Consider the following 11,720-nt stretch of genomic DNA (forward strand, 5'->3'; position numbering starts at 1 on the left):
CACCGGTCGCCTCAGCGGAAGCGCCCGACTTCGTCGCGCAGGCCGGCCGCCAGGCTGTCCAGCTCACGCACGGTCTGCGCCAGATCGGCCACCACCTGACGCTGTTCGCTGTTGGCCTGGGCGATGCCCTGCAGGTTGCTGCTGAGCAGGGTCGCCGTGCGGCTCTGTTCCTGGGTCGCGGTGGTGATGGCGGCGAACTGCTCGCCCGCCGCGCTGCTCTGCTGGGAGATTTCCGCCAGGGCGGCCGCGACCTTCTCGTTCAGCGTCAACCCGTGCTGCATCAGCTGGCTGCCCTGCTCGATGGTCTCGATGGCGCTACCGGTGTCCTGCTGAATGGCGCCGATCATCTGCGAGATTTCCGTAGTCGCGGCCTGGGTACGCGCCGCCAGACTGCGCACCTCGTCTGCGACGACCGCGAAACCACGCCCCTGCTCGCCGGCACGGGCAGCCTCGATGGCGGCGTTGAGCGCCAGCAGGTTGGTCTGCTCGGCAATCGAAGTGATCACCCCGACGATGCTTCCGATCTCCTGGGAGCGCGCGCCGAGGCGGTTCACCCGCTCCACGGTCTGTTGCAGCGCCTCGGCGATCTGCGCCAGCGAGGCGGAGGCATCGTCCATGGAGTGCAGGCCGATGCGCGTCTGCTTGGTGTTCTCGCTGGCCATGTGCTCGGTGCTGCGCATGTTGTCGGCAATGTCCATCGAGGTGGCGCTGAACTCTTCCACCGCGCCGGCCATGCTGTTGATCTCGCCGGACTGCTGCTCCATGCCGGCGTAGGCGCCGCTGGAAAGCCCCGACAGCGAACGCGAGCAATGCCCCACTTCCTCTGCCGCGCCGCGCACCCGCGCGACCATGCTGGAGAGTGCCTCGCCCATCTGGTTGAAGCTGCGCGCCAGATCGCCGATCTCGTCACGGCTGGAAACCGATAGGCGAGCACCCAGATCACCCGCGCCCAGCGCATGGGCCTGGCGCACCAGGTCGCCCAGCGGACGCAGGCGGCGACGCAGCAACCAGGTGGTGGCGATCACCGCCAGCAGCATGGCGATCAGGCTGCCCATGGCCAGTTGACCGCCAACGCGCCAGGTCACCGCGCGGATCTCGTCCTTCGGCATGCTTGCGACGACAGTCCAGGGACCGCCGACGAAGGGCTGCGCCACGCTGTAGAAGTCGTCCTGCCCGTCGCTCCAGAAGCGGCCGCGGCCGGGGTTGTCCAGCAGGGTGGCAAGGCTGTCGGCAGCACGCTCGGGGTTACGCGCACCAGCCGGCGGTACCAGCCAGTGGTGCTGTTCGTCCAGCAGCGCCAGAGAGCCGCCCTGGCCGAGGCGGAAGCGGCCGAGGTTGTCGAACTGGCGCTTCTGCGCGTCGGTGTAGTCGAAGCCGACGAACAGCACGGCGATCACCCGCCCGCTGCCGTCGCGCACCGGGGTGTACTGGGTCATGTAGTAGCGGTCGAACAGCAGCGCGCGGCCGACGTAACTTTCGCCGCGCATCAGCAGCGGATAGGCCGGGCTGTTGTGGTCGAGCACCGTGCCCATGGCGCGGCTGCCGTCCTGCTTCATCAGCGAAGTGGTGATGCGCACGAAGTCCTCGCCATCGCGTACGAACACGGTGGCGACGCCGGCGGTGAGCTGGCGGAATTCATCGACCAGGGTGAAGTCGCCGTTCAGGCGGGTGTCGCCCAGGTACAGCGCCGGGGCTTGCAATGCGGCAACCGGCACGCGCTCGTCCGCGCGTGCTTTCAGCCCGGCAGCGAAGCGCTGCTCGAACAGGCCGGCGAGGCGCTGGGTGCTCTCGCGCAGCGTGCCGTGGAAGGTTTCCAGCTGGTCCGCCAGCAGGCGCGCCTCGCTGGCGAGGTGTTCTTCGCGGGTGGTCAGGGTAGCGCTGTCCAGCGAGCGCAAGGCAAACAGCGTGCTGCCGCTGATCAACAGGATCAGGAGCACGGCCAGGGCCATCGCCAACTGCAGGGCGATGCGGGATCGGGGTTGGTTCATGTTCGGGTTCTGCACGCAACGGCTGGCCGTCGCCCGTTGTTCGAGGAGCGGCCTGCTTCGGTTCGAGGGGAGTGCCGACGTGGTTCGCCGGTCTGCACAGGCTATCGGCGGGACGCGAGAATACTTGAGTCATTCACCCGGAATTAGCGTGGGGCGGGGGCTCCGGTCCGGGCAACGGCGCTCACCTGTAGGAGCGCGCCCTGCGCGCGATCGCGGGCATGGCCCGCTCCTACAGTGTGAGTCCGGAGTCAGTCCGCAGGATGACAGGGAGCGCAACCTACGAAGACCAGACGCTGCGGCTTACTGGATCTCCTCCGGGGTGACGATCACCCAGTTCTTGTCGGCGGTGACTGGCTGGCCGAGCTTGGCCTGGGCCTCGGCATTCTTCTTGATCATGCCGTTGAGCTGGTCCATGTACTTGGCCTTGCGGTTGATCCACAGGTGCACGCCGTTCTCGGCGGTGCCGTTGAACAGCATGTAGCCATCGCTGCTGGGGGTGTCGCCGCCAACCAGGATGGGCTTCTTCCACTGGTCGATGTAGGTGAGGATCGCCGCCTGCTTGCCGGCCATCCAGGTCGCCGGGGTCCACAGGTAGGGGGTGATTTCCAAGTCCTGGTTGGCCTTGGGATCGTACTTGCCTTCGGCGATCTGCTTGCGTGCGGTGGTCAGGGCGCCGCTCTGGCGGTCCTTGAGCAGGGTGGTGACGCCGATGACGTTCTCCGGCTTCACGTTGTAGCCGTACTTCGGATCGCTGGCGACCATGCGCACCAGTTCTTCATGGGCAGCGGTCATCACGTAGACCTCGATGCCGTTCTCCATCAGCTTGTTGTACAGCTCCTGCTGACCGGTGAAGACCTTGGGCGGGTTGATCTCGATCGTCTTGACCACGTCGCCTTCGTAGTAGGTGCTGGGCACCGGCTTGCCGTAGGCCATCAGCTCGTCGACGTAGCCCTTGAGCTCCTTGAGGGTGAAACCGGAGAACACCTGGGCGACCCAGGGGTAGCAGACCAGGTCGTCGACTTCGCAGAGGCGGTAGTAGTAGCTGTTGAGGCTTTCCTTGTGGCCGTTGACGTCCTTGAAGGGGATGAGCTTCAGCGAGGGGTCGAGCTTCTCGCGGGTCAGCACGCCTTTCATTTCGAGGAAGGGCAGCAGCGACTCCTCGAGGTCATAGCGGTAGCTGGTGTTGTCCATGTCGAAGACCGCGAAGGCGCCCTTGTTGGCGTTGGCGGCGATCAGGGCGTCGAGCTGCTTGGCGGCCGGCGCGGGCCAGTGTTTCAGTTCGGTGGCGGCGAACGAGGTGCTGGCGAGGCCGGCCAGGATCAGGCCGGCGAGCAAGGTGCGCATGGGCTTCATGGAATTCCCCCGAGTGGTCTTATGGGTATGGGGAAGGTCCGACACGGGCCTTCACTGGACTAGTCCAGCAGTGACCCTAGCAAAGCCCTGTTTCAGCTCTGCGACGGCAGCGACGTGAATCGTCGCGAGGGCGGCAGGACGTATCCATCCGCGCCACGAGGGTTTTCCGACAGCGACGGCTGGTCTAGTTCACCGCACGACGCAGGCGACCGGGGGCTTCGCCGTAGACTTCCTTGAACTTCTTGGTGAAGGACGCCTGGGACTGGTAGCCGACCTGGCTGGCGATGGCGATCAGGCTCAACTGCGAGTCGCTCAGCAGGCGGTACGCCAGCTCCATGCGGACGCGGGTCAGCAGCACCCAGGGCGACTCGCCGGCCACCTGGGTGAACTGGCGGGTGAACGTGGCGCGGGACATGTTCGCGCGCTCGGCCAGCGCCTCGATCGTCCATTCATGGCCGGGATCCTCCAGCATTGCCTGCCAGGCGCGGCCCAGGCGTTTGTCGCCGAGCAACGCCAGCGTGCCGCTGGCGGGCGCGTGTTCGTGCAGGTAGACGCGCAGGATTAGGGTAAACAACGCCGAGGACAGCGCGTCCACCAGGAAGCGCGCGCCAGCCTGGTTGCCGTCCGCTTCGGCGCGCAGCAACCCGACCAGCGCGGCCACGGAATCGCCCAGGCCATTGGCCTGGCAGGACACTTTCAGGAAGGCCGGCAAGGCCCCCATCAGCAGCGAACCGCGCCGGTAATGAAAACTGCCGCAGAGCATGTCCAGCTCGCCGCCTCCCGCGCCGAGGCGATGCACCGGCAACAGGCCTTCTTCGCGGATGTCCGGGGCCTGCGCCGCCACGCGCGCCCCCTGGCTGCGCAACAGGTGCGCAGCGCCAGCGGGCAGGAGCAGCACCTCGCCGGCCTCCAGCGGCAGGACCTGTCCGTCCGGCATTTCCGCCTGACAGCTGCCGGACAGCACGATGTGGTACTGCGCGGTGCCGTCCGGCAACGGCTCATGGTCCAGCGCCCAACTGCCGAGGAACCGGCAGCGCAGGTCGAGGCTGCCGCGCAGACTGGCGAGCTGGATCAGGCGATCGATGGCGTTCATGGCATTCCAGGCGACGGAAGTGGCTGACAGATTATCCACGGCAATGATTCATTCGAAGTACTCCACCGGCGGCAATTGCATAGCCTGCATCTCCGCCTGCAGGAAGTCGCGCAACCGGCGCAGCCGCTCCTGGTGCCGACGCGCACGGGGCCAGACCAGGTAGTAACTCTCACCGCTGGCCACCGCACTGGGCCAGGGCAATGCCAGGCGGCCCTGGTTGGCATCCTCGGCGACCATCACCAGGTCGCCGATGGATACCCCATAGCCGCGGGCGGCCGCCACGATGCCCAGCTCCAGCGTGTCGAACACCTGCCCGCCCTTGAGCGATACCCGCTCGCCCAGATCCATGCGCTGCAGCCAGCGCCGCCAGTCCCGGCGGTCGGGCGTCGGGTGCAACAGCTCCGCGCCGGCCAGTCGCTCGGCGTCCCACGGCCCATCCGCCAACAGCTCCGGCGCGCCGACCGGAATCAACCATTCGGGAAACAGCAGGGTGGCTTCCCAGTCCGGCGGGAAATGCCCGGCGCTGAGCAACACCGCGCAATCGAAGGGCTCATGGACAAAGTCCACACGGTCCACGTCCATCCAGGCGCTGGTCAGCTGCACCTCGATATCGCTGTGCTGCATGCGAAACTTGCTCAGCCGCGCCAGCAGCCAGCGCATGGTCAGGGTCGAGGGCGCCTTCAGGCGCAGCACACCCTCCTCCGCACGCAAGGTGGCACAAGCACGCTCCAGCGCATCGAAGCCATCGCGCACGCCGGGCAGCAGCAGCCGCGCTGTTTCGGTCAGCTCCAGCTGGCGACCGCGACGCTGAAACAGGCGGCAGGCGAAGTGTTCTTCCAGGGTCTTGATGTGCCGGCTGACCGCGCTCTGGGTGATCGCCAGCTCCTCCGCGGCGCGAGTGAAGGACGCATGGCGGGCGGCGGCCTCGAAGGCACGCAGGGCATAGAGGGGCGGCAACTGGCGGTTCATGGCGGACTCCCAGGCATTCATGCATGAGTATGACTCATGCAAGGCATCGCATTTTTCCTTTTGTGCCCGCATCCGTAGCGGCCGGAGAATGGGCGACTCCCTATCGATGCGGCAACGGCCGCTTGCTGAGCCTGACTCATGAAACGCCTGTACCGTGACGAACTTGCCGCCATCCTTCGCCTCGCCGGCCCGCTGATCGCCGCGCAGCTGGCCTACGTGGCGATGGTGTTCACCGACACCGTGATGATGGGCAAGCTCGGCCGAGAGGCCCTGGCCAGCGGCGGACTGGGGGCGTCCACCTATGCGCTGGTGTCGACGTTCTGCGTCGGCGTAGTGGCGGCTACCGGCAACCTGGTGGCGATCCGGCATGGTGCGAAGGACGCGCACGGCGTGGTGCAGGCGACCCAGGCCGGCCTGTGGATCGGCGGCGCACTGGCCCTGCTGGCAGGCCTGCTGCTGTGGAATCTCGGGCCCATCCTGGTCGCCTTCGGCCAGGCACCGGCAACGGTCGCCGGCACCATGAGTTTTCTGCACAGCATCGTCTTCGCCCTGCCCGGCTACATGGCCTTCATGGTGCTACGGGGCTTTACCAGCGCCATCGAGCGTCCCGGCCCGGTCATGGCCATCAGCCTGATCGGTGCGCTGGCCAACTTCGCCCTCAACTACGCCTTCATCGAAGGTCTGTTCGGCCTGCCGCGCCTGGGGTTGGCGGGGATCGGCATGGTCACCGCGGTGGTGATGAACGCGCTGCCGGTGATCTTCGCCCTGTACCTGCGCTGGCACCGGGCCTACGCGCCCTATCCGTTGCTGGCCGGACTGTCGAAGCCGGACGTCAAGGTGATCGGCGAGTCCCTGCGCCTGGGCATTTCCATCGGCGGCACCTACGCGGTGGAGTCGGGCATGTTCACCGTGGCGACCCTGTGCATGGGCGTGATCGGCAGTACCGCGCTGGCGGCGCACCAGATCGCCATCCAGTCGGTGTACGTGGCCTTCATGGTGCCCATGGGGATTTCCTACGCGGTGACCTTCCGCATCGGCCAGCACTACGGCGCCGGCCGGCTGGTCGAGGCACGTCGCGCCGGGCGGCTGGGCATCGGCTTCGGCGCCAGCTGCATGTTCGCCTTCGCCGCGCTGTTCTGGCTGGCGCCGGAGGTGGTCATCGGGCTGTTCATCGACCACAACGACCCGGCCAACCGCGAGGTGGTGCACCTGGCTGTCAGCCTGCTGGCCATCGCCGCATGGTTCGAGCTGTTCGATGGCACCCAGTGCATCGCCATGGGCGCGATCCGCGGCCTGAAGGATGCGCGCACGACCTTCCTCGTCGGCTTGGCCGGCTACTGGCTGGTGGGCGTGCCGATGGCGCTGCTGCTGACCTTCCCGCTGGGCTGGGGGCCGAGCGGCGTGTGGTGGGGGTTGGCGTCCGGGCTGGCCTGCGCGGCCATCGGCCTGACCCTGGCCTTCGAGGCGAAGACCGCGCGCCTGTTGTACCCGCACACCAGCGGCGCGGCCCTGGCTGTGCCAGCTGACCGCTAGTTGACCGAGTCCTGCAGACGCAGCGCGCGGTTGGCGCCAAATACCAGGAAGCGCGCGAGCTCCGCGAGTGGCAGCGGGCGGCTGATCCAGTAGCCCTGCACCTGGTCGCAACCGAACAGACGCAGTTCATCCTGCTGGGCAGCGGTCTCGACACCCTCGGCGACCACTTCCAGGTTCAGGTTGTGCGCCAGGTTGATCATCGCCCGCACCAGTTGCAGGTTCTCCGTGCGTTCGTGCATCCCGCCGACGAAGCTCTTGTCGATCTTCAGCAGAGTGATCGGCAGGCTGCTCAGGTGCACGAAGGACGAGAAACCGGTGCCGAAGTCGTCCAGCGAGAAGCGCACACCCAGCCGCCCGAGGGCTTGCATGGTCTGCAGGACCTGGTCGCTGCGGCGCATGACGGCGGTTTCGGTGAGTTCGAATTCCAGCCACTGGGCGTCGACACCGCGCTCGCGGATCAGGCGCTCCAGGGTGGGCAGCAGTTGGCTGTCCTGGAACTGGCGGAACGACAGGTTCACCGCCATGTGCAGCGGCGGCAGTCCGCGCCCGCGCAGCCACTGCATGTCGCGCAGGGCGCGGGAGATGACCCAGTAGCCCAGCGGCACGATCAGCCCGCTTTCCTCGGCCAGCGGCACGAAGTCGCCCGGCGTCAGCAGGCCGCGCTCGGGGTGGCGCCAGCGCACCAGGGCTTCGAGGCCGACAATCTGCCCGTTGTGCAGGTCCAGGCGCGGCTGGTAGTGCAACTCCAGTTCGTCGCGGCGCAGCGCCCGGCGCAGTTCGCTTTCCAGGTCGGCGAGGCTGCGGGCGCCACGATTGATACGCTCGTCGAAGACGTGGAAGGTGCAACCCTGGCGCGATTTGGCCTGCTGCATGGCGATATGCGCGTGCCACAGCAGCGGGTCGGCGGCCTCCCCGGCGCGGGCATGGGCCACGCCCAGGCTGCAGCCCAGCAGCAGGCTTTCGCCTTCAACCCAGTAGGGCTCGCCGAGGGATTCGACGATCAGCTCGGCAATCTTCTCCACCCGCGCCGGATCGCGGCGGGTATCCAGCAGCAGGGCGAATTCGTCGCTGCCCAGGCGGGCAATGTCGTCACCGCTGTCCAGGTGCGCCTTCAGACGCGCCACCACCTGCAGGATCAGGCGGTCGCCGGCCTGGTGGCCGAGTGCGTCGTTGACGTGGCGGAAGTTGTCCAGATCCAGGTGACCCAGCGCCAGGCCACGTCCGTCGCTCTCGCTGAGACGGGCGGCGAGCAGGGTCTGGAAGCCCTGGCGGTTGGCGATGCCGGTCAGCGGATCCTGCTCGGCCAGGGTCTGCAGGGTGTTCTGCAGCGACGTGCGCTCACGCACATAGCGCAGGGTACGACGCAGGACTTCGACCGTGAGGGACTCGGCAACCAGGTAGTCGGCAACGCCGACCGGCTCCTCCGCGGGCTCGCGCTCCAGCAGCAGGATCAGCGGCAGGTGGCACTGGTGGGCGGAGGGCAATTTGCCGGGCGTGGCCAGCACCAGACCGACCTGATCTTCGTCGAACAGGCTGCTGGCGGCCTGCCAGGACGGGGCCGTGATCAGCGAATAGCCCTGCCCCAACGCGGCCAGATGCCCGCGCAGTAGCTGGGCCCACTGCGGCGCTTCCGCCAGCAGGAGCAGGCGCGTTGGTTCGACCGACGCTGCCAAGCGACCCCCATGTATCTCTAAAAAGGGGAGAAACGCCAGGCACCATCCGTGCGCCCACTTCTCCCGGTTTTGAAGCAACGTCCTCCGGACATCCCACGGATGTAGACGAAACCTCAGAGAAACTCTTAAGAGTTTTCTTCAAGTATTGCTGTCACAAGCCTAATACATGTACAGATTTATCCAAAACACATAAGTACGATCGTGTCACAGATCGCCGCTATTCCGAGCGGCACCCCGGCGCCAGGCGCGGCCTGCTAGAATACGCGCCCGCTCCACTACAGACCCCCGCCTTTCATGTCCCGACTCAATCCCCGGCAGCAAGAGGCCGTGAACTACGTCGGCGGCCCGCTCCTGGTGCTGGCCGGCGCCGGCTCCGGCAAGACCAGCGTGATCACCCGCAAGATCGCCTATCTGGTGCAGCAGTGCGGCATCCGCGCCCAGTACATCGTCGCCGTGACCTTCACCAACAAGGCCGCCCGCGAGATGAAGGAGCGAGTCAGCACGCTGCTGCGCCCCGGCGAGGGCAAGGGCCTGACCGTCTCGACCTTCCACAACCTGGGCCTGAACATCATCCGCAAGGAACACGCGGCCCTGGGCTACAAGCCCGGCTTCTCGATCTTCGACGAGAGCGATGTGAAGGCGCTGATGACCGACATCATGCAGAAGGAGTACTCCGGCGATGACGGTCTGGACGAGATCAAGGGCCTGATCGGCAGCTGGAAGAACGACCTGATCCTTCCGGAAGAAGCGCTGGAAAAGGCGCGCAATCCCAAGGAACAGACCGCCGCGATGGTCTACCTGCACTACCAGCGCACGCTCAAGGCATACAACGCGGTGGACTTCGACGACCTCATCCTGCAGCCGGTGAAGCTGTTCCAGGAGCACCCGGAGATCCTCGACAAGTGGCGCAACCGCGTGCGCTACATGCTGGTGGACGAATACCAGGACACCAACGCCAGCCAGTACCTGCTGGTGAAGATGCTGGTGCAGCAGCGTGCACACTTCACCGTGGTGGGCGACGACGACCAGTCGATCTACGCCTGGCGCGGTGCGCGTCCGGAAAACCTGATGCAGCTCAAGGAAGACTTCCCGTCGCTGAAGGTGGTGATGCTGGAGCAGAACTACCGCTCCACCAGCCGCATCCTCAAATGCGCCAACATCCTCATCGCCAACAATCCCCACGTGTTCGAGAAGCAGCTGTGGAGCGAGATGGGCGAAGGCGACCCGATCCGGGTGATCCGTTGCCGCAACGAGGAATCCGAGGCCGAACGGGTGGCCATGGAAATCCTCACTATCCACTTGAAGACGCAGCGGCCCTACAGCGAATTCGCCATCCTCTACCGGGGCAACTACCAGGCGAAGCTGATCGAACTGAAGCTTCAGCACCACCAGATTCCCTATCACCTGTCCGGCGGCACCAGCTTCTTCGGGCGCCAGGAAGTGAAGGACCTGATGTCCTACTTCCGCCTGCTGGTGAACCCGGACGATGACAACGCCTTCCTCCGGGTGATCAACGTGCCGCGCCGCGAGATCGGCTCCACCACCCTGGAAAAACTCGGCAACTATGCCACCGAGCGCGGCTGCTCGATGTTCAACGCCTCCGGCGAGCTCGGCCTGTCCGAACACCTGGACGCCCGCTACATCGAGCGCCTGCAGCGCTTCAAGCGCTTCATCGACAAGGTCCGCGAGCAGTGCGCCGGCAGCGACCCGATCGGTGCGCTGCGCAGCATGGTGATGGACATCGACTACGAGAACTGGCTGCGGCAGAACGCGTCCAGCGACAAGGTCGCCGACTTCCGCATGGGCAACGTTTGGTTCCTCATCGAAGCGCTGAAGAACACCCTGGAACGCGATGAAGAAGGCGACATGACCATCGAGCAGGCCATCGCCAAGCTGGTGCTGCGCGACATGCTCGAGCGCCAGCAGGAAGAGGAAGAAGGCGCCGATGGCGTGCAGATGATGACCCTGCATGCCTCCAAGGGCCTGGAATTCCCCTACGTGTTCATTCTCGGCGTGGAAGAGGAAATCCTCCCGCACCGCTCCAGCATCGAGGCCGACACCATCGAGGAAGAGCGGCGCCTGGCCTACGTAGGCATCACCCGGGCGAAGAAGAACCTGGCGATGACCTTCGCCGCCAAGCGCAAGCAGTACGGCGAGATCATTGACTGCTCGCCCAGCCGCTTCCTCGACGAACTGCCGCCCGAGGATCTGGTCTGGGAAGGTCAGGAAGACGCGCCGCAGGAGGTCAAGGTGGCCAAGGGCAACTCGGCCCTGGCGGATATCCGGGCGATGCTCAAGCGCTGATATCTGTCGGAACCCCCTGATCGACCGCGGGAGCACCCTCTTCCTGAAGGGAGAGGGCAAACGCACGCACGGCGTTCCCGACAGAAGACTGCCCTCCTCCATCCATCGAAAAACTGTCCACCTGATCAGCAATTGCATTGGTCGGAACGTCGCGCAGATGGCCAATGGCGTTGTAGAATTACGCGCTTCATCAGCGACAGCCGCTCCGGAAGCACCCCCCGTGAACACTCTCAAAGACAAAATTCGCAGCGAAGGCATTGTTCTTTCCGAACAGGTCCTCAAGGTAGACGCCTTCCTCAACCACCAGATCGACCCGGCGCTGATGAAGTTGATCGGCCACGAGTTCGCCGAACGCTTCAAGAACCAGGGCATCACCAAGATCGTCACCATCGAGGCTTCGGGCATTGCCCCGGCCGTCATGGCTGGCCTCGAGCTGGGTATTCCGGTGATCTTCGCCCGCAAGTTCCAGTCGCTGACGCTGAAGAACGACCTGCTGATCTCCAAGGTCTTCTCCTTCACCAAGCAGACCGAAAGCACCATCGCCATTTCCGCCAAGCACCTGACCGCCGCCGACCACGTGCTGGTGGTGGACGACTTCCTCGCCAACGGTCATGCCGCCAAGGCGCTGATCGACCTGATCCAGCAAGCGGGCGCCAGCGTCGCCGGTCTGGGCATCGTCATCGAGAAGTCCTTCCAGGAAGGCCGCGCCCTGCTGGAAAGCGAAGGCTACCGCGTGGAATCCCTGGCTCGCGTGAAGTCCCTGGCCAACGGTCAGGTCGAGTTCCTCGAGGACTGATCCAGCGCGAT

The 11,720-nt window shown here is 65.7% G+C and carries 8 protein-coding genes; 3 read left to right on the plus strand and 5 right to left on the minus strand.

What is annotated here, in order from left to right:
• Positions 1-11 precede the first annotated feature (11 nt).
• From AC1ZV1_RS28900 to AC1ZV1_RS28915, 4 genes are all read right to left on the minus strand, one after another.
• Positions 12-1,988 (minus strand): methyl-accepting chemotaxis protein, encoded by a 1,977-nt coding sequence (locus AC1ZV1_RS28900; RefSeq protein ID WP_484294757.1) that lies wholly within the window; start codon positions 1,986-1,988, stop codon positions 12-14.
• A 300-nt stretch (positions 1,989-2,288) separates the two neighbouring features.
• Complete coding sequence (locus AC1ZV1_RS28905) at positions 2,289-3,341, minus strand: haloacid dehalogenase-like hydrolase (RefSeq protein WP_484294758.1); 1,053 nt, start codon at positions 3,339-3,341, stop codon at positions 2,289-2,291.
• 184 nt (positions 3,342-3,525) lie between these two features.
• Positions 3,526-4,434: a cupin domain-containing protein gene (locus AC1ZV1_RS28910; RefSeq protein WP_484294759.1), complete on the minus strand. Its 909-nt coding sequence runs from the start codon at positions 4,432-4,434 to the stop codon at positions 3,526-3,528.
• Between the two features lie 48 nt (positions 4,435-4,482).
• Complete coding sequence (locus AC1ZV1_RS28915) at positions 4,483-5,403, minus strand: LysR substrate-binding domain-containing protein (protein ID WP_484294760.1); 921 nt, start codon at positions 5,401-5,403, stop codon at positions 4,483-4,485.
• A gap of 138 nt (positions 5,404-5,541) precedes the next feature.
• Between AC1ZV1_RS28915 and AC1ZV1_RS28920 the strand changes: the two genes are divergently transcribed.
• Positions 5,542-6,936, plus strand: a complete 1,395-nt coding sequence (locus AC1ZV1_RS28920; RefSeq protein ID WP_484294761.1) for a NorM family multidrug efflux MATE transporter — start codon at positions 5,542-5,544, stop codon at positions 6,934-6,936.
• On the opposite strand, the gene AC1ZV1_RS28925 is transcribed toward AC1ZV1_RS28920, so the two are convergent.
• Complete coding sequence (locus AC1ZV1_RS28925; RefSeq protein WP_484294762.1) at positions 6,933-8,609, minus strand: putative bifunctional diguanylate cyclase/phosphodiesterase; 1,677 nt, start codon at positions 8,607-8,609, stop codon at positions 6,933-6,935. The two genes, AC1ZV1_RS28920 and AC1ZV1_RS28925, sit on opposite strands and share 4 nt — an antisense overlap.
• Before the next feature lie 294 nt (positions 8,610-8,903).
• On the opposite strand from AC1ZV1_RS28925, the gene rep reads away from it, so the two are divergent.
• Together rep and AC1ZV1_RS28935 are read left to right on the plus strand one after the other, a co-directional pair.
• The gene (rep, locus tag AC1ZV1_RS28930; RefSeq protein ID WP_484294763.1) at positions 8,904-10,913 is read left to right on the plus strand and encodes a DNA helicase Rep; all 2,010 of its coding nucleotides are present in this window, start codon (positions 8,904-8,906) and stop codon (positions 10,911-10,913) included.
• Positions 10,914-11,133: 220 nt separating this feature from the next.
• Positions 11,134-11,709: a xanthine phosphoribosyltransferase gene (locus AC1ZV1_RS28935; protein ID WP_081515169.1), complete on the plus strand. Its 576-nt coding sequence runs from the start codon at positions 11,134-11,136 to the stop codon at positions 11,707-11,709.
• Positions 11,710-11,720: the final 11 nt, after the last annotated feature.

The sequence above is a fragment of the Pseudomonas sp. BB438 genome, from assembly GCF_057180225.1.